Source organism: Domibacillus indicus, from assembly GCF_000970685.1.
GTDB lineage: Bacteria > Bacillota > Bacilli > Bacillales > Domibacillaceae > Domibacillus > Domibacillus indicus.
In genome coordinates this window covers 555953-575590 of sequence record NZ_LAJB01000007.1, presented here as the reverse complement: position 1 = coordinate 575590, position 19638 = coordinate 555953, and the positions used below count along the sequence as shown (strand labels likewise).

The following is a 19638-nucleotide window of genomic DNA, read 5'->3' as shown; positions in this document are numbered from 1 at the left end:
TTTGTTGGGAAATGAAAAACGGAGGAAATAAAATGGAGACAACTGCTGTGGCACCAAGCGAGTTTAAAAATGGCCTTGCTGCGGGGACAGGCATTGCTATTGGTTATGTGCCAGCAGCCCTCACCTATGGCCTGCTGGCAAAAAGTGCGGAATTAACTTTTATAGAAACAATGTCGTTGAGCATTTTTGTATTTGCCGGGGCTGCCCAATATATTGCGCTGAGCCTTATCACAATCGGAACGGGAGTTTTTGAGATTGTGCTGACAACGTTTATTTTAAATATTCGGCACTTTCTTATGTCTGCTGCATTAAATGAAAAAGCGGAAGAAGAAGCAATCTGGAAAAAAGCCGCCTATGCTTTTGGTATTACAGATGAAACTTTTTCGGTAGCCGCAATGAAAGATGGAACGCTTCATTCTTCTTTTATGGCGGGACTTGTCCTTATTTCTTACTCAAGCTGGGTAATCGGATCGGGCCTTGGATTTGCAGCGGGAAACGCCATGCCGTCTGTTGTGCAGGAAAGTATGGGAATTGCCCTTTATGCCATGTTTATTGGGCTGCTTGTTCCCTCGCTTAAAACAAGCTGGAAAGCAGTCCTTCTTGCAGGGACCGCCGCACTATTAAACTGTATTTTTACATATTCAGATGCGCTCTCAAGCGGCTGGGCTATTATTACGTCCACGCTTATTGCCTCAATCAGTATTGAAGCGGCGAATCGGCTTAGACGAAAGGGGAGTATAGAATGAGCATGACAATGGCCGCTATTGTACTGGGAATGAGTGTTGTTACATATATTCCCCGCATGCTTCCATTTGTATTGCTGAAAGGAAAAGAGCTTCCTTCTTTCTGGCAGAATATTTTAAGAAATGTTCCTTATGCCACACTGGGCGCGCTCATTTTTCCAGGTGTTTTATCCTTTCATGAGAACATAGTATTTGCTTTGATTGGAGCGGCCGCTGCTTTTTTAATTGCTTTTACCGGGGCGAATATCATTATAACGGTTCTTGGGTCTATTGGGATTTTGACTGTTTTGTCTCTTTTTATGTGAGAGGGGATATACACGCTTAAAAGCACCCGTATCTATAAAAGATACGGGGCTTTTTTGATTAAGTTAATGGGGATTTCATCGCTTGAGGGAAGCTTACATATTGAAGTAGTTAGTTTATCAAGATGCGTGATGAGCTTTCTCCAAGCGGTTTAATTCATCAGATAAAGTGATAAAAGCTGAACGATCACCCTGATCAAGGGAATGGTCGATTTTCTCCATTAATGCTGCTTTTTCTTTTTTGTATAGAATATCGCTAAGGAAGCTGTCGATAAATTCGCTCATCACTGTTTTCTCAGTTTCACGGGGCATCGGGGACTTCATCATCTCGGCAAAGTAATTGTTGTTTTCCATTTTTAATCACCTCGGATACCTTTTTTTTATTATATGGGATTTTCAAAAACTAATCAACAGAAAGTTTTTAATTTTTAGAAAATTATTTCTTTCTGCAAATGGGACAATTCTACTGCTAAATGATAAGATAAAAAAGTATGGACAATGAAAAGAAACGGGTGAATCTCACAAATGCATGACCAGCCGATAAACCAAAAAAGCGAATATGTGATTAATAAAAACACACTTTTTTTGGAGCCTGTTCGTTATGGAGAGTACACAAAAGTGTATGAAAAAAACACTAAACCGGCTATAGTAAGAAAAACTCCCATGAAAATTATTCGGCAAAGCTGCATTCGCTACCTTTCAACTTATGATGGGAGAAGAGACGCTTCTGCCAGGATCCTGGGCATCAATCGGAAAGTGCCGATTAATGTCGATCATTTGAAAGGTACTTATCTATTCCCAACCATTTCACATTTAAAACCTGATTGTTCATGGATTACACTTTCGCATTTAAAATGCTTGGAAAAGATTGATAAGAAACAAACTAAAATTTCATTTACAGATGGCCAGTCGATTATTGTACCTGTTTCACCCCTGGCTGTATATAATCAGATTATGATGACAAAAGTGCTCTATGAGCGAAGCAGCGCAACGACTTCGTCTATTCGCACAGAAAGAGTAGTAAGAGCTCAATATGTGACCGGTGTAAGAGAGAATATGATTTCGTTTTTTCACTCAAGAAACAGGGAATGAGCATAGATAGGATGGACCATGGAAGGGAACAAACAGATGAATTTTTCAACAGATCAGATTATGAAATGGATTCAACACTATGAATCATTTGGGCCTTTGCCGGGTTTTTTATTACCGCTTTTAGAAGCGTTTTTGCCCTTTTTGCCCTTGTTTGCTTTTGTGCTTGCCAATGTAAATGCCTTCGGGCTATGGCTCGGGTTCCTCATTTCCTGGGGAGGAGCAGTGACAGGTTCTTTTATTGTTTTTTTGCTTGTTAGAAGGTTCGGACAGCAGCGCATATTAACGTTTCTGAAGCGAAATAAACAGGTAAGCCAGATGATGGACTGGATTGACCGCCATGGCTTTGCTACATTGTTTCCGCTTCTCTGTTTTCCGTTCACTCCCTCTGCCATTATAAATGTTGTTGCCGGTTTGTCGCATATTAGTGCGGCACAATACTTGTTTGCTATTATGGCAGGAAAAACAGTGATGATTTTCACAATCAGCTATGTTGGCCATGATGTGTTTTCACTTATTCACCAGCCGGGAAAAACGGCTGTCATTATAGTGGTAATGGCTCTTTTATGGGCGGCAGGCAAGCAGCTCGAGAAGCGGCTTCAAAAATAAAAATCCGTTTAACGGTTTTTTATTTTTGGTTTTTGACCGAACGTATGGTCTTTGATATAGTGAAAGTACTAAAAGGAGGAATCCGTATGGCATTGCAATTTATTATTGGGCGTTCCGGTTCAGGCAAAACAGAATATATCGTCAACGAAATAAAAGAGCGTCTTCGCCGGCAGCCAAACGGAAAGCCGATTATTTACATTGTGCCGGAACAGATGTCATTCCTCTCAGAGTATCGCCTTGCCTCTGATCAGGAAATTGGCGGCATTATTCGTGCGCAGGTATATAGCTTTACCCGGCTTGCATGGCGCGTTTTACAGGAGGAAGGCGGTATGAGCAGGCAGCACATTACGCCGGCCGGCCGCAATATTTTAATCCGGAAAATTATTGAAGAACACCAGCATGATCTGGCTGTTTTCTCAAAAGCAGCCGATAAAACAGGGTTTGTCAGCACGATTGAGCAGATGTTGACAGAGTTTCGCCAGTATTTAATTGCACCCGAGGAAATGAGCGAATATCGAAAACAAGTACCCGCGGCGCTTGCAGATAAACTCAGTGATCTGCAGACAATTTATACGTCTTATGAATATGCGTTAGCCGGAAAATACACAGATTCTGAAGATTATATGAGACTTTTAGCCGAAAGAGCTGCTGTTTCTTCATATATACAGGAAGCTGATATTTATATAGATGGATTTCACAGCTTCACTCCCCAGGAATATGAAGTGATCAGGGTGCTGCTGCAAACAGCGAACGAGGTTACCATTTCGTTAACAGCAGACCGGCCGTTTCGGGATGAAGACCCGGATGATACACATCTATTCAGGCTGCCGGGACGCTCGTATCACGATTTATATGAGCTTGCAGCGGCCGAAGAAATTGAAATAAAAAAAGACTTAATTATGTATGGGCACAAACGCCAGGAGTCAGCGTCCCTTATTCATCTTGAAATGCAATTTGATAAACGTCCAGCCAGACGGTCAGCCCAAAGTGAGGCGGTGCATATCTGGCAGGCGGCGGGCAGGCGGGCTGAAATTGAAGCAGCCGCCCGTGAAATCCGCCGGCTTTCCCGTACGGAAGGACTCCGTTACAAGCAAATAGCACTGCTTGTTCGGAATGGTGAAGAATACCGTTCAATCATTGAAACGGTTTTTGATGATTACAGTATTCCTTTTTTCATTGATCAAAAGCGCCCAATGCTCAATCATCCGCTTATTGAACTTATTCGTTCTTCACTTGAAGTGATTGGAGGCAATTGGCGGTATGAAGCTGTTTTTCGTGCCGTTAAAACCGATTTGCTGTTTTCATTTGATCAGCCGCGCGGACAGATCCGGCGCAGCATGGATTTGCTTGAAAATTATGTGCTTGCTCACGGAATTTATGGAGAGAGATGGACAAATGGAGAGCGGTGGACATATCGGCGCTACATGGGATTAGAATTCACGGCTGTTGCCCAGACGGATGAGGAACGCCTTTTTGAACAGCAGCTGAACGAGATGAAAGAATTGGTGGCCGCGCCCATTTTCAGGCTGGAAAAAAGAATGAAACGCGCCAAAAATGCGATGGAATGCTGCCGGGCTTTGTATCAATTCATCGAGGAACTTCGAATTCCTGAAAAAATGGAGCAGCTTTCAATAGAAGCAGAAGAGCGCGGAGAGTTAACGGAAGCCGTCCAGCATAATCAAGCATGGGATGCTGTAATTGGAATGCTGGATGAATTTGCAGAAGTAGCGGGGGAAGAGCAAATGGATGCGAAAAAATTCGCAGCCGTCCTGGATGCCGGCCTGGAAGCATTGGAATTCTCTATTGTGCCGCCAGCCGCCGATCAGGTGATTATTGCTAATCCGGACAAATCAAGACTGGCAGATATTCATACTGCTTTTATTGTTGGCATGAATGATGGAGTATTTCCTTCAAGGCAGATAGATGGCGGTATTTTAGATGATGAAGAAAGGGAAGCATTGTCAGCGTCCGGTATGAATGTGGCACCGGGCAGCAAAATAAAGCTTCTCGATGAGGAGTTCGTAGCGTACCGCGCTTTTACGGTTCCTTCCAATCGATTATACGTTTCCTGGCCGGCTGCGGATACAGAAGGAAAGTCGCTTCAGCCATCTCCTTACTTGAAGAGGATAAAAGAATGGTTTGAGCAGCTGGAAGAGCGTATCGCAGCGAATGACCCCGCTGACCTGCCTGAGGAGGAGCAGCTTGCTTATATATGCCATCCGCAGCCGACTTTGTCGTACTTAACCTCACAGCTTCAATCTAAAAAAAGAGGCTATCCGGTCTATCCGTTTTGGTGGGATGTTTACAATATTTATATGGAAAAAAATAAAAAACAGGCAGGCCGTGTTCTTGACAGTCTTCTTTATGAAAACAAAGCAGAGCCTTTGAAAGATAAAACAAGCCTGGATCTATATGGGACGGACATGATTGCAAGCGTCTCAAGGATGGAAACCTTTTATTCCTGCGCATTCAGCCATTTTGTCCGTCATGGCTTAAAGCTTCGTGACCGTCTTGTATACCGACTCGAAGCGCCAGATATTGGGGATTTATTCCATGGCGCTTTAAAATGGATCGCAGAGGAAGTAGAGAAAAGAGGGCTGAAATGGCCGGAGCTTACACCGGACCAATGCCGGGCCTTTGCCAAAACGGCTGTACAGGAACTGGCTCCGAAGCTGCAAAACCGAATTTTAATGAGCTCGCACCGCCATTTATATATACAGCACAAGCTGGAACAAATTATTGCGCGTGCCTCCAGTGTACTGAGCGACCAGGCAAAAATAAGCGGCTTTTCACCACTGGGCATTGAATTGGCTTTTGGGCCGCATTCTGAACTGCCGCCGCTTATTTTTCAATTGAAAAACGGCGCCCGTATGTCTCTTGCCGGCCGGATCGACAGGGTTGACCAGGCGAAAGGGTCAGATGATACGTATTTGCGGGTAATTGACTACAAATCAGGCAGCCGAGATGTGGATATGACAGAAATTTACTATGGATTTGCTATGCAGATGATGACCTATCTGGATATTGTGATTGCAAATGCGCAGCAGCTGACCGGCTCTGAAGCGCGGCCGGGCGGGGTTCTGTATTTCCATGTACACAATCCTTTTTTAAACACCAAAAAGTTTATGACTATTAACGAGATTGAAAAAGAACTGTTGAAAAGCTTCCGTATGAAAGGACTTGTTCTCGAAGAAGACGAAGCCATTCATTTAATGGATGAACAGCTTGAAACAGGTGATTCGCTGATTATCCCGGCCGGTTATAAAAAAGATGGAACATTGTCAGCACGGTCCAAAACAGTAGATGATGAATCTTTTCAGCTTTTAAGAAACCATGTAAGAGGACTTTATAAAAATGCCGGCAATAAAATTGTTTCGGGCAATGTTGATATCACTCCATACCGTTTCAACAAAAAAACGCCGTGTACATTTTGTTCGTACCGGCAGATATGCCAATTCGATGAGTCGCTTGAAGAAAATCATTACCGAATCATCCGTCCAAGGAAAAAAGAAGAGATTATTGATATGATGAAGGAGGAAGAGGATGAACAGCTATAATATCCCTGCAAAGCCTGCAGATGCCTCGTGGACCGATGACCAGTGGAAAGCCATCTACGCAGAAGGAAGCGATATTCTGGTTGCAGCGGCGGCTGGTTCCGGAAAAACAGCGGTTTTAGTTGAGCGGATTATTCAAAAAATGATTCGCGGCGAATCGCCTGTAGATGTAGACGAGCTTCTTGTCGTGACATTTACAAATGCGGCTGCAGCTGAAATGCGGCAGCGGATCGGGGAAGCACTGGAGAGGGAAATTGAAAAAAATCCGTCTTCAAACCGCCTTCGCCGGCAGCTGCGTTTATTAAATAAAGCGTCCATCTCGACACTGCATTCATTTTGCTTGGAGGTCATCAGAAAATATTATTACATGATCGACATTGATCCAGGGTTTCGGATTGCTGATGATACAGAAGCAGTTTTAATAAGAGACGAAGTGCTTGAGGATCTGCTCGAAGAAGAGTATGCCAGAGCGGATAACAATGCTTTTTTCAAGCTGGTTGACACGTTTTCCGGTGACCGGAGTGATGTTGAACTCCAGGAATCAGTGACCCGGCTGTTTGATTTTTCAAGGTCGCATCCCGAGCCGGACCGCTGGCTGGCACAGCTGCCCCAGTTATATGAAGCATCAGGAGCAATCGATGACCTGTTATTTGTCGAACCGTTAAAAAAAGAAATTCGTTTTCAGCTTGAAAGCGCCGGGGCTCTGTTGGATGAAGGGCTGATGATGACCGAACTTCCAGGCGGGCCAGCGCCGCGTGCAGATAATTTTTTGGCTGATGGAGCCATGGTAAAAGCACTTCTTGAATGTGAAACATGGGAAGAGTGGTACAGCGCGTTTGAAAAAGTAAAATTCCCAATGCTTAAAGCATGCAAAGGTGACGAGTATAACGAAGATTTAAAGGAGCGGTCCAAGCAAGTCCGTGACCAGGCGAAAAAAATTGTGAACGAGCTGAAGGATACGTTTTTTTCCCGGAAGCCGGAAAACTGGCTGAAAGATTTGCAGGAAATGAAGCCAATTGTAGAACGTCTCTCACAGCTTACGGCTGATTTCGCAAAACGGTATGCAGCTGTGAAAAAAGAAAAAGGATTAACCGATTTCAGCGATCTGGAGCATTATGCTTTGGCAATCCTAATGGAAGACGGCCAGCCTTCAAAAGCAGCAAAAGCGTATCAGGGACAGTTTAAAGAAGTGCTCGTAGATGAATATCAGGATGTGAACATGGTTCAGGAAACAATTGTCCGGCTCGTTTCAAAGGATGATGAGCAGTCAGGCAATTTATTTATGGTAGGAGATGTGAAGCAGTCCATTTATCGTTTTCGGCTGGCTGAACCGGGTCTTTTCCTTGGGAAATACAATCGATTTCAAACAGACGGTACTGGAGCCGGCTTGAAAATCGGCCTGTCCCGTAATTTCCGAAGCCGCAAAGAAGTGCTGCACGGAACAAACTATGTTTTTGAACAGATTATGGGGACAGAAGTAGGAGAAATTGAATATGGGGAAGCAGAAGCACTTGTGCCGGGAGCGGCATATCCGGAGGGGGATTTTCCAATCGAAGTAGCTGTCATCAACAGTGACGGGATAGAAGATGCCGGGGACGAGGAAATGGACCGTGAAGATGCAGAGCAGTCACAGCTTGAGTCCCGCTTTATTGCGTCCAAGATTAAAGAGCTGGTGGAATCCGGCCAGCTTATCTATGATCCAAAAACAAAATCGGAGCGCCCGGTGCAGTACCGGGACATTGTTATTTTAATGAGATCCCTGACGTGGGTTCCAGAAATGATGGAAGAGTTTAAGCATGCGGGTATACCTGTATATGCTAATACGTCGGGAGGATATTTTCAGGCAACGGAGATTTCAGTTATGCTGTCCCTGCTTCATGTTATTGACAATCCATTCCAGGACATCCCGCTGGCTGCAGTCCTGCGTTCGCCGATTGTCCGGTGCACTGAAGATGAATTAGCTTCCATCCGGCTTGCCTCTAAAAAGGGGAGTTATTTTGAGGCGCTTCTTGCTTTTATGGAAAGCCCGGACAGCGGATCAGCTATTAAGGAAAAAGTAAGTCCTTTTATAGAGAAGCTTGAAAAGTGGCGTTCCATTGGAAGAAGCGGTGCCCTATCCGATCTTATCTGGGAGCTTTACCGTGATACACAGTTCTATGCTTTTGCCGGAGGTATGCCGGGCGGCAAGCAGCGGCAGGCCAATTTGCGTGCTCTATATGACCGTGCCCGCCAGTATGAAGAAACATCATTCCGCGGCTTGTTTCGATTTCTGCGGTTTATTGAAAGAATGCGAGAGCGCGGAAATGATCTTGGTACAGCACGCGCGCTTTCCGAGCAGGAAGACGTAGTCCGGATTATGACGATTCATGCAAGCAAAGGGCTTGAATTTCCGATTGTTTTTACAGCGGCGGCCGGCCGCAGGTTTAATATGATGGATTTAAATGGACGGGTCCTGTTTGATAAAGACTATGGAATTGCCGTGAAATATATGAATCCGGAAAGGCGGATTGCCTGGCCTTCGCTCGTGCAGCTTGCTTTTCAGAGAAAAAAGAAGCTTGAGCTGTTGGCGGAGGAAATGCGAGTGCTTTATGTAGCGATGACCCGTGCAAAGGAAAAGCTGTTTCTGACAGCGTCTGTAAAAAAGCTGGATAAAAAAGCAGAAAGCTGGACGCGTGCAGCGGATCATCCATCACAGCTGCTGAGGGATGCAGTCCGTGCTTCCGCTGCATCGTATATTGACTGGGTTGGTCCGGCACTTATGCGCCACACTGATTTGAACGGCAGTCATGCATCTTTTGCCGATCACCCATCACGCTTTCAATTTTCGATAATAGAAGCAAACAGCCTGTTAGCTGTGGAAATGGAATGGGAACAACAGGAAGAATCCTGGCTTGAGCTGATCAAAAATCGCCGTCCTTACCCGGAACAATCCGATGCAAAACAGGAAATTGAAAAACGTATGGCATGGGAATACGAGTTTTCAGATGCCGTTCACCTTCGTTCAAAACAATCGGTTTCAGACTTGAAAAGGTCTAATGAAATTTACAATGAAGGTGCAGCGAATGAAAAAGCTCGTTCTTATCGCCGTCCCATTTTCCGCCGTCCGCGCTTTGTGCAGGAAAAGCAGCTTTCACCTGCCGAAATTGGGACAGCCGTTCACACAGTTATGCAGCATATTGATCTGCGACGCGCCCCGTCAGAAGTGGCGATAGAAAGGCTGCTGGAAACGTTAATCCAAAAAGAATTGCTGACTGCAGAGCAGGCCGATGCAGTAAATGCTGGTGAAGTGGCTGCTTTCTTTGAGACGGAGCCGGGCCGCATGCTGCTCTCGGCCGATCAGGTTCAGCGCGAGCTGCCATTTAATATGGGCATGACGGCACGGGAAGCAGGAATGGGAGAGACGGATGAGGTTGTTCTTATTCAAGGAGTGATTGACTGCTTATTTGAATACAAGGGGCGCCTTTACCTGCTTGATTATAAAACAGACCGTGTTACAGACCGATTTGCCGGCGGAATTGATGAAGCTAAAGCAGTACTGGCGAAGCGGTATGAAGTGCAAATTGCCCTTTACGCCAAAGCCGTGGAACGAATTTGGAAGCAGCCGGTTGAAAGAAAGTTTGTTTTCTTTTTGGATGGCAGCCATGTGGTAGAGTATGCGTAATTCATCCTTTTTCTGTTATGATAAATGAGCAGTGATAACGAGAAAGGATGTGTTTAGTTGCAGCTTATTCACCAGAATGAAACGGCCCGGATTATCTCGATTGATGTTCTGAGGGGATTATCTCTTTTTGGCATTTTTCTTGTAAACATGCTGTCGTTTCATTCTCCTTATTTTTATTACAATCCATACGAATGGTGGAAAACAGCGCAGGATTTGGCTGCTTTTTCATGGATTGATGTGTTTGTGCAGGCCAGCTTTTATCCTTTATTTGCTGCCATGTTTGGATTTGGCACAGCGATGCAGCATGAAAAAGCCGTACAGCGGTCTGGGAGATTTGCATGGACTGGCATCCGCCGTTTCTCTTTTTTGCTTGTTTTGGGCCTCTTGCATGCTTTTTTTATCTGGCCGGGTGACATTTTATTTAACTATGCAGTGTGCGGCTTTTTGCTGCTTCTGTTTTTACGATTTTCAGGCCGGCTTCTTCTGGCAGCAGGAATGCTGCTTTTGTTTGGTCCGGCTCTGGCTTTTAGCCTGCTGCTTTTGCTAGCGGCGCTGACCGATCCCTATAATGCTTTGTTTTGGACTGATATTGCTTCCGTGTCCGAGTCGATTGCTGCGTATGGCAGCGGTTCGTATGCGGAAGTGACGGAGCAGCGGATAAATGACTGGAAAAACAATAATCTGATAGATGGAGCATTTTTGTTTCAGCTTATAACAATTTTTCCATTTCTTTTAATCGGTGCGGGAATTTACAAGCAGCGAACAATAGCAAAGCTGGCAGCGAACCGAAAAAAAACATTGCTTTTATTTGTTTGTCTGTTTGCCGCCGGGCTTTTGCTGAAAGGTATTCCTCATTTGCTTGACCCGAGTCATATTGCGTATATGTACATTCAGGATTCTATTGGCGGCCCGATGCTTGCGGTTTCTTATGCTGTTCTTATTGTTTATTTATGCACGTTCTCCCGTCCGGTAAAGCTGCTTTCACCTTTTGCGCAAGCCGGCAGAATGTCGCTGACCAACTATTTGCTGCAGTCTGTTTTTGGTTCACTGATCTTTTATGCATACGGACTGGGGTTTTACGGCCAAATCACCTTAACGACGGGCATTTTGCTTTGTATTACGATTTTTGCTGTGCAGGTCATTGTCTCAGGACTATGGCTGAGCCGGTTTAAACAGGGGCCGATGGAAATGGCCTGGCGGTTTTTTACATACGGAAAAAGGAGATGAAACAATGAAGTGGATCAGTTTTGAGCATGAAGGAAAAGAAAAATACGGTGTTTATTTAGAGGAAGAGCAAGCAGCAGTGATCGTTTCCGACGAGCAGGGAGCCCCATCGACTCTTGTCGCGGCTATCGCAGAAGGAGCGTTTTTAGAGGCGGCTGCAAGTAAGGCTGCTCAGCTGCCGCGGGTGGGAAAAGCGGAAATAACCTGGCTTTCTCCTATTCCGCGCCCCCTGAAAAATGTAATGTGTGTCGGGAAAAATTATCGTGACCATGCCATTGAAATGGGCGGGGAAGCAAGTGTGCCGGAACATCCGATGATCTTTACAAAAGCGCCGACTTCAGTCAGTGCACACCAGGCGCCCATACCGGCTTATGAGTCATTAACAAGTGCGCTGGATTATGAGGGAGAGCTTGCTGTTATTATCGGAAAAAAAGGAAAAGAAATCGGCCGGGAAGAAGCACTGGATTACATTTTTGGCTACACGGTCTTGAATGATGTAACAGCACGTGATCTGCAGAGCCGCCATAAGCAGTTTTTTATTGGAAAGAGCCTGGATGGTTCCTGTCCAATAGGACCCTGGATCGTCTCAGGTGACGAAATTCCAGACCCTCATCAGTTAGCAATTGAAACAAAAGTAAACGGGGAAACGCGCCAAAAATCAAATACTTCGCAGTTTATTTTCCCGATTGACGAAATTATTCATGTTCTCTCAAAAGGAATGACGCTGGAGCCGGGTGATATTATTGCGACCGGTACGCCGGCCGGTGTGGGATTTGCAATGGAGCCGAAAGGAACATTGCGTGCAGGAGATACCGTTGAGATTACGATTGAAGGTGTCGGCACTTTGTCAAATACAGTTGAATCGTAATGTGATAGAATAAACAGGGAAAAAGGAGGAGAAGCAGTGGACTTTTTAACTCAATCAACACATGTACATATTACAACCTGGGTCATTGCCTTGATCTTGTTTTTTGTGGCGCTGAGAAAACCGTCAACGGGCATTCATATGGGGCTGCGTTTGTTTTATGTCCTGATTTTAATTACCGGTTTTGCACTGTTTGTAACATTTGACAGTTTAAATCCGATGCTTTACGGACTGAAGATGCTGGGCGGCCTTGTTGCTATCGGCTTAATGGAAATGACACTGGTCCGGAAGAAAAAAGGCAAAAAAAATGGCGGCGTGTTTGCAGGTGCATTGGCAGTGCTGCTTATTACTATCATTCTAGGCTTTGCGCTGCCGGGAATTGCGTAACATTCAAAGAGAAAAAGCTGCGTGAAAGTGAAGCGCAGCTTTTTGTTTTCATTAATTGAAAGGAGGATCTGAAGTTGTTTTCAATTGTATTATGGACCGTTATGTTTCTGCTGTTTTTTATTGTTGTTCGGTTCGTATCGGGTCAATTGCATTCACAGGATGTTATGATAGAAAAAGAAGCAGTCGAAGAAAAAGAAAAGAACTCTTCCTCGTAATAACCGTCATTTTCCTTATTGGAAAAGGCGGTTTTTTTATAGACATACAGAAAATTGCACTCCCTTCATCAGTTTTGTATACTTTTTGTACAATAATTGTTCACCAAAAAGAGAGGGTGGCGTTCATGCCTAAAAGGATAGCAGTGATTGGAGCGGGGCCGGGAGGGCTTGCTTCTGCGATGCTTCTTGCATCAAAAGGATTTGAAGTCGATGTGTATGAAAAAAAGCCATACGCTGGAGGAAGAAACGGATTTATTAAAAAAGACGGCTTTACTTTCGATATAGGGCCTACCTTTTTAAGTATGCCGGAAATTGCGGAAGAACTTTTTGAGGAAGCAGGCCGAAACATAAAAGAATACATGGATATGAAAGAATTAACGACAATGTATGAGCTCGTCTTTCCAGATAAAGATTTAACGATGTACAAAAACCCGGCTGAGATGAAAAAGGAACTTGCCCGTGTGTTTCCGGGAAGTGAAGAGGGGTATGAGCGATTTATGAAGGATACCCGTAAAAAAATGGCCCGTTTAAAGCCGCTGCTGCAAAATCCGATGGACAAGCTGTATCATTACGCGGCACCAAATGTATTGCGGGCCCTGCCGCAGCTGTCACTGGGCAAATCACTGTATAACGTGCTCAGCCGCTACTTCAAAGAAGAAGAATTACGGCTTGGCTTTACATTTCAATCAAAATATCTGGGTATGTCTCCATGGGAGTGCCCGGGCGCTTTTTCTATTCTTTCATTTATGGAGCATGAATATGGGATTTTTCATCCGATTGGCGGAGTAAACCAGCTGTCCCAGTCCATGGCCGCGATTGTGCGTGAATACGGGGGAAGAATTCATCTTGGCACAGGAGTTGACTCGTTCATTATAAAGGACCGCAGGATTACGGGGCTGAGGCTGGAAGATGGCGGGGAAGCAGAAGTGGATGAAGTCGTTGTAAACGGCGATTTTGCTCACGTGATGTCTCAAGTAATGCCGGATGGTATGCTGAAAAAATACAGCAAAGAAAAGCTGAAAAAGCGATCTTATTCCTGTTCTGCTTTTATGATATATCTTGGCATCAGCGGCCAGTTTGATCTGCCTCATCATACCATTATTTTTGCAGATGATTATAAAAAAAATGTTGAAGAAATCACACGTACAATGAAGCTGCCGGACGATCCGTCCATTTACATTCAGAATGCCGGCGTTACGGATCCTACACTTGCCCCGGAAGGGAAATCAACCCTCTATATCCTTGCCCCTGTGCCCAACAATATGAGCGGTATTGATTGGAGAACGCATGAAAAAGCTTTTCGTGATCTGGTTATAGAGACGGTGGAAAAAAAGTCCGGCTTTAAAGGGCTGCAAGAACGTATTGAAACAGAGATTGTTGTCACTCCTCATCACTGGCAGCAAAATTATTATGTATATGAAGGCGCGGTTTTTAATTTGAGCCATCATCTGCGCCAGATGATGGTCTTTCGGCCCCATAATAAATTTGAAGAGCTGGAAAATTGCTGGCTTGCGGGCGGCGGAACACACCCTGGCAGCGGTCTGCCGACTATTTTGGAATCTGCCCGTATCACGACGCACCTCATTGAGAAAAAAGCGGCCCGTGCAGTCCGGCGCGCGAAAGCAGGTGAAGCAAATTGAAAGCAGTGATTGCGGGAGGCGGCATAGGAGGAATGATTGGCGCGCTTCTTCTAAAAAAGCAGGGAATGGACGTAACAATCGTAGAAAAAGAACAATGCCTTGGTGGTCGTCTGCAATATGCAAAGCATGATCAATTTAAAATAGATAAAGGGCCGACTATTGTACTTCTGCCGGATATGTTTCGCACGGTTATGCGCCGGGCAGGGATTGGTGACAGTGAGTATGAATTAATCCGGCTGGATCCGCTTTATGACATTCACTATGAAAATGGCAAAACGTACACAAAGTATGCAGAAGAGGATCGGCAGCTTGAGGAGATTGAACGTGTTTTTCCCGGAGAGTCACCGGGCTTCAGCCGCTTTATGAGCGACATGCGGGGGCGGTTTCAAAAAGGCAGTGAAGCATTTTTATCAAATCCATTTTTAACAAAATCTTCTTTTTTTAACATAGATACTTTGTCTTCGCTTATAAAAATGAAAGCCTATAAAAATGTAGCAAAGGGGCTGTCCCATTATTTTACCGATCCGGATTTGATTAATGCCTATGCCCTGCAGACGCTTTATATCGGCGGAAACCCCTATGCAACACCTTCGATTTACAGCCTTGTATCTTTTAGCGAGCATGAGCATGGAGTGTATTACGTGAAAGGCGGCTATGCCTCTATTGTAGAGCTGCTTGAACGGCACTTGAGAAAATCCGGAATCAAAGTGCAATACAATACACCGGTTGACCGTGTTTTGCTCGATGGGCCAAGGGCAGAAGGCGTCCAATCGAAGGATCGAAAAGTAAAAGGCGACCTTGTGGTATTAAATAGTGACTTTCCCGGGGCGGAAGAATTGCTGGGCCGAAAAAAGCGGAGATATATTCCTTCATCCGGCTGTTTTCTCCTTTATTTAGGATTGAATAAAAAATATGAAGATAAAAAAATTCATCAATTTTATTTAAGCAATGGCTTTCGAGAGAATATGAAAGCTGTTTTCCAGGATTCAAGGATTCCGGACGATCCATCTCTCTACGTGTTTTATCCGTCCATTATCGACCAGAGCCTGGCACCGAAAGGAAAAAGTGTCATGTATGTGTTGGTGCCGGTGCCATCCGGTGAAATGATAGACTGGGAGAAAGAAAAAAACAAGCTGTCTCACCGGGTAATCACCATTTTAGAGAAAAGAGGGTTTGCCGGACTGCGAAAAGCAATTGAATGGATGGAGATCCGGACACCGCAGGAAGCAAGGACGGAAGGCTTGTACGGCGGGGGGAGCTTCGGGATCGCTCCGGCGCTTTCTCAATCTGGTATTTTCCGTCCTCAGGTAAAAGTGCCAGGCTTCGATAATGTGTATGCAGCAGGCGCATCGGTTCATCCAGGAGGCGGGGTACCCATAGTCATGCAGGGAGCATTAATGATGGCGGACGTTATTGCGGAAGAGTATAAAACTGAACTCGAAAGAAGGCGAAATGGTGATGAATACAATCCGGGCATATCAAATTTGTGAAGATATAATGAAACACCATTCGAAAACATTCTACGCAGCTTTTTCCAGGCTTCCAGAAGATGAGCGCCGCGCTGTAGCGGCAGTTTATGCATTTTGCCGGAAAGCGGATGATATAGTTGATGAGGGAAGCACGCCGGTTGAATCACTGGCGGAATTCAAAAAAGAAACCGGGCAATTTTTCAGCGGCAGCCTGCCGAATGAAGATCCTCTCTGGACCGCCCTTCGTGATGCTTCTGTTCGTTTTTCCTTTTCTTCAGCTCCTTTTTTCGATATGCTCAAAGGCCAGCAAATGGATATTGATGAGCGCTCGTTTCAAACGATGGAGGATATCCTCGATTATTCTTATCATGTCGCAGGAACTGTGGGCGTCATGCTTTTGCCGATTCTGGCGCCGAATCGGCAGGAGGAGCTATATGAAGGAGCGGTCAAACTGGGCAATGCCATGCAGATTACAAATATTTTGCGGGATATTGGCGAAGATCTGGAGAAAGGCCGCCTGTACCTGCCGCGCGACTTAATGAATAAGCATGGCCTGACCGAAGCGGTCCTTCAGGCGGGAGTGGCAGATTCGTCCTTTATTGGTGTATGGGAAGAAATGGCCGGGGCAGCCAATAAGTATTATGAAGAAGCTTCGGAGACTTTAGCTCTTTATCCTTCTTCATCAAGATTCCCGGTTATGGCAGCAGCTCTTTTCTATCAAGCAATTTTAGAGGAAGTACGAACAAATCAATACGACGTGTTTACAAGGCGCAATCATGTTTCTCATGATAAAAAGCAACAGATTCTGTCATTTATTTCATGAAAAGCAAAGCGCAACCGTGTCGTTTTTTTGAACAATGCCTGCTTCAATTGACGCCATCTTGGAAAAAGCGTACTCTAAATGAAGATTGTACACTTTGGCTCAGGGGGAAAACAGGCAGTGAAAAAACGATTATTTTCGCTCGTTATGGTTCCGTTTCTTTTCTTTGCTTCACAGGCAGCTGCCGCGGAGGAAAAGAAAGAGAACTGGCATGATGAAACGATATATTTTTTAATGACCGACCGATTTATGAATGGCGACCGCTCGAACGACAGCCAGACGGATAACAATAATCTTTCAGCCTATCAGGGCGGAGATTTTAAAGGAATTCAAGAGAAGCTTGAATACTTGCAGGAGCTTGGCGTTACGTCGATTGTAATTTCGCCGGTTTTTGAAAACGAAGCAGGTGCCTATCATGGCTACAGCGTCACAGATTACAGTAAACTGAACCCGCAGTTTGGCAGCAGGCAGGAGCTGGCTATGCTGGCAGACAAAGCACACGAGAAAAATATCCGCGTTATTGTTGACTTTCCGGCAACGCGTGTCAGCACAGAGCATGTATGGCTGAAAGATACAGAAAAAGCGGACTGGTTTACGGAAACCTCCGTTGTTCAGCAGCCGGACTGGCTGGGTGAAATGGCGCTTTTAAATACGGCCAATTTTGATGTTCAAGCAGCGCTGATTCAATCTGCTGTTCAATTAGCAGACCAAACAGGAATTGACGGCTATTTTTTTAGCAATGCTTCAGCGGCAGAGCCGGAATTCTGGGCGGAATTTGACAAAGCCATGCCGAATCTGCATTTAATCGGTGAAATGATGGATGTCTCTATGCAGGAAGCAGCGGCTTATGAAGGAGCCGGGCTGGATGCGGTAACGTCTTCATGGCTTCAAAAACCTCTTCGCCAACAATTCGCGACAGTCGATCGCTCATCCAAGGAAGTTAAGGAGCTGCTTTTGGAAGAAGAAACTGTGTTAAACGATCCAACAACAGCGATTCATGCAACAGATTCCGCTTTAACAGACCGTTTTACACTTGATATGGCCAATGAAAATATGTTTCCGGGCGCGCGGTGGAGAATGGCGCTGACATATATGTATACAGCACCGGGTACACCGGCGGTTTTTTACGGGTCTGAAATTGCGCAAAACGGGGAATCCGGTCCTGAATCACACGGATTGATGAATTTCCGCACCGACCAGGAGCTTACTGATTACATTAAGCAAATTGCTGCGCTTCGCCAGGAACTGCCGGCACTTCGGCATGGAGCATATGAACCGCTTTACGATCAGGACGGCATGTCTGTTTTTAAAAGGGAATTTGAAGATGAAACGATTGTTGTGGCCATTAATAACACAGGGGAAACACAAAATATCACCATTCCCGTCTCTGAACTGGATGAAAAGAAAGAATTGCGCGGCCTGTTAAATGGAGACATGGCCAGAGCAGCAGATGGGGAATTTACGATTATTTTAGACCGGGAAGAAGCAGAAATCTACGCGCTTGCCCAAAAAACGGGAGTGAATTATGCTTTCATTGCGGCCATGGCGGCTGTTTGGATTGTATTCGTTCTTTTCCTTTATATTGTATGGAGACGCGGCAAAAAAGCAGTGAAGCCATAAAACAAAAGCCTCACCGGGGATTTCAGCCGGTGGGGCTTTTGAGATTACACAAAGGTTTTAAGCGACAGGCGCTCTTCTAAAAAAAGAGCGATTCCGTCTTCTTCATTTGATAAAGTAACTTCATCGGCAATCGATTTTAAAGCATTGATCCCATTTCCCATGGCGACACCGGTGCCGGCATAATCAATCATTTCAAGATCGTTATCTTCATCGCCAAAAGCAATAATCCGCTCGGGCGGAATGCCGATCCAGTCAGAGACCCGCTTTAATCCAACCGCCTTGCTTAGTCCGCTTTTCACGATTTCAATAACATGCCAGGGAGCAGCCCAGCGCCGATGATCGATTACTTCCGCGTGTACATCGCTTAAATGGCGGCGGATATCCGGCACCTGCTCTTCGGTCGCATGAATAAGCAGGCTTGTTGGATGATCGGTCAGCTTTTTACGCAGGTCACCGGTTGTAACCAGGGGATCGCCCATACTAAATACGTCAATCAGCTTTTCATCATGATAATGGAAATAAACATTATCCATCACTTCGGCAATAATGTTATAAAAATCGAAGTCGTGGCAGGCATCGACAATATCAACAGCCGTTTTCAGCTCCATTGGTTCATGGAATAATCCCCATTTACTGTTGCCCGGGTGATGGACGAACGCACCATTAAAATTAACGATCGGTGTTTTTAAGCCTAGCTCCGCATAATAAGGGGCGCTTGAACGATAGGGGCGTCCTGTTGCAATCATGACTTCATGCCCGTGCTGCATCGCTTTTTGAATCGTCTGTTTTGTGCGGGTGGAAATGGTTTTTTCATCAGTTAACAATGTACCGTCAAGGTCTAGCACAATTAAATGTTTCTCCATATGGCTGAGTCACTCCTTTGCCAAGTCTATCTTCAGTGTAGAGGCTTTTTGCGCCATTTGTAAAGAAACAGGCTTTTTTCTCATCATTTGAAGAAATGTTTGTTATCATAGGGACTATACTATTTAAGGAAGGAGTGTTTTATGTGGATCAGGATTTAAAAGATAATATTATGGGTGCGCTTGAACAGGTAGTCGACCCTGAGCTTGGCATCGACATTGTAAACCTTGGACTTGTGTACGATGTTGATATGGATGAGAACGGCAAAACAACGGTAACAATGACATTGACGTCAATGGGCTGCCCGCTTGCCGGCGTAATTGTAGATCAGGTAAGAGCGGCTTTGTCCGATATCCCTGAAATAAAAGAAGTAGAAACAAATATCGTCTGGACACCGGTCTGGTCGCGCGACATGATGTCACGCTACGCGAAAATCGCGCTCGGTATCCAATAAAGTTAGCGGCATGAAAAAAGAAGGCTCTCTGCAGAGTCTTCTTTTTTTGAAATTAAAGAAGTTATAAATCCGATAGATGGTTGTACGAACAAGTTAGCGGAGAGGAGTATCATCGTAGTGGGAAA

General features: G+C 45.0%; 17 protein-coding genes. 15 read left to right on the top strand and 2 right to left on the bottom strand.

Annotated features, from left to right (window positions below):
• The first annotated feature begins 32 nt into the window (after nt 1–32).
• A complete protein-coding gene (locus tag VP98_RS11000; RefSeq protein WP_046175399.1) occupies nt 33–746 on the top strand; it encodes an AzlC family ABC transporter permease in 714 nt (237 codons plus the stop codon).
• Nucleotides 743–1048, top strand: coding sequence for an AzlD domain-containing protein (locus VP98_RS10995; protein ID WP_046175398.1), 306 nt, complete (start codon nt 743–745; stop codon nt 1046–1048). Before VP98_RS11000 ends, VP98_RS10995 begins: the two co-directional genes overlap by 4 nt.
• Nucleotides 1049–1165: 117 nt before the next feature.
• Here the strand turns inward: VP98_RS10995 and VP98_RS10990 are convergent, their stop codons facing one another.
• Nucleotides 1166–1399 carry an IDEAL domain-containing protein gene (locus VP98_RS10990; protein ID WP_046175397.1) on the bottom strand — a complete coding sequence of 78 codons (234 nt, stop codon included), beginning with the start codon at nt 1397–1399 and terminating at the stop codon, nt 1166–1168.
• A 171-nt stretch (nt 1400–1570) separates the two neighbouring features.
• Between VP98_RS10990 and VP98_RS10985 the strand changes: the two genes are divergently transcribed.
• From VP98_RS10985 to VP98_RS10935, 12 genes are all read left to right on the top strand, one after another.
• Complete coding sequence (locus tag VP98_RS10985) at nt 1571–2137, top strand: competence protein ComK (RefSeq protein ID WP_046175396.1); 567 nt, start codon at nt 1571–1573, stop codon at nt 2135–2137.
• Nucleotides 2138–2173: 36 nt separating this feature from the next.
• A complete protein-coding gene (locus tag VP98_RS10980; RefSeq protein ID WP_046175509.1) occupies nt 2174–2743 on the top strand; it encodes a TVP38/TMEM64 family protein in 570 nt (189 codons plus the stop codon).
• Nucleotides 2744–2829: 86 nt separating this feature from the next.
• Nucleotides 2830–6300, top strand: a complete 3471-nt coding sequence (gene addB / locus VP98_RS10975) for a helicase-exonuclease AddAB subunit AddB (RefSeq protein WP_046175395.1) — start codon at nt 2830–2832, stop codon at nt 6298–6300.
• Complete coding sequence (gene addA / locus VP98_RS10970) at nt 6287–9958, top strand: helicase-exonuclease AddAB subunit AddA (protein WP_046175394.1); 3672 nt, start codon at nt 6287–6289, stop codon at nt 9956–9958. Before addB ends, addA begins: the two co-directional genes overlap by 14 nt.
• Nucleotides 9959–10015: 57 nt before the next feature.
• On the top strand, nt 10016–11185 hold the full coding sequence (locus tag VP98_RS10965; RefSeq protein WP_046175393.1) for a DUF418 domain-containing protein: 1170 nt from the start codon (nt 10016–10018) through the stop codon (nt 11183–11185).
• 4 nt (nt 11186–11189) lie between these two features.
• Nucleotides 11190–12050: a fumarylacetoacetate hydrolase family protein gene (locus tag VP98_RS10960; RefSeq protein WP_046175392.1), complete on the top strand. Its 861-nt coding sequence runs from the start codon at nt 11190–11192 to the stop codon at nt 12048–12050.
• A gap of 36 nt (nt 12051–12086) precedes the next feature.
• Nucleotides 12087–12434, top strand: a complete 348-nt coding sequence (locus VP98_RS10955; RefSeq protein ID WP_046175391.1) for a YisL family protein — start codon at nt 12087–12089, stop codon at nt 12432–12434.
• Nucleotides 12435–12508: 74 nt separating this feature from the next.
• Nucleotides 12509–12649 (top strand): hypothetical protein, encoded by a 141-nt coding sequence (locus tag VP98_RS18915; protein ID WP_156151368.1) that lies wholly within the window; start codon nt 12509–12511, stop codon nt 12647–12649.
• A 125-nt stretch (nt 12650–12774) separates the two neighbouring features.
• Nucleotides 12775–14289 carry a phytoene desaturase family protein gene (locus VP98_RS10950; protein ID WP_046175390.1) on the top strand — a complete coding sequence of 505 codons (1515 nt, stop codon included), beginning with the start codon at nt 12775–12777 and terminating at the stop codon, nt 14287–14289.
• A complete protein-coding gene (locus tag VP98_RS10945; RefSeq protein WP_082087914.1) occupies nt 14286–15779 on the top strand; it encodes a phytoene desaturase family protein in 1494 nt (497 codons plus the stop codon). Before VP98_RS10950 ends, VP98_RS10945 begins: the two co-directional genes overlap by 4 nt.
• Nucleotides 15748–16581, top strand: coding sequence for a phytoene/squalene synthase family protein (locus VP98_RS10940; protein WP_046175389.1), 834 nt, complete (start codon nt 15748–15750; stop codon nt 16579–16581). Before VP98_RS10945 ends, VP98_RS10940 begins: the two co-directional genes overlap by 32 nt.
• 117 nt (nt 16582–16698) lie before the next feature.
• Nucleotides 16699–18198 (top strand): alpha-amylase family glycosyl hydrolase, encoded by a 1500-nt coding sequence (locus tag VP98_RS10935; protein WP_052712215.1) that lies wholly within the window; start codon nt 16699–16701, stop codon nt 18196–18198.
• 44 nt (nt 18199–18242) lie between these two features.
• On the opposite strand, the gene VP98_RS10930 is transcribed toward VP98_RS10935, so the two are convergent.
• Nucleotides 18243–19061 (bottom strand): Cof-type HAD-IIB family hydrolase, encoded by an 819-nt coding sequence (locus VP98_RS10930; RefSeq protein WP_046175387.1) that lies wholly within the window; start codon nt 19059–19061, stop codon nt 18243–18245.
• A gap of 143 nt (nt 19062–19204) precedes the next feature.
• Here VP98_RS10930 and VP98_RS10925 point away from each other — a divergent pair, with 143 nt between their 5' ends.
• Nucleotides 19205–19513: a metal-sulfur cluster assembly factor gene (locus VP98_RS10925; protein ID WP_046175386.1), complete on the top strand. Its 309-nt coding sequence runs from the start codon at nt 19205–19207 to the stop codon at nt 19511–19513.
• Nucleotides 19514–19638 lie beyond the last annotated feature (125 nt).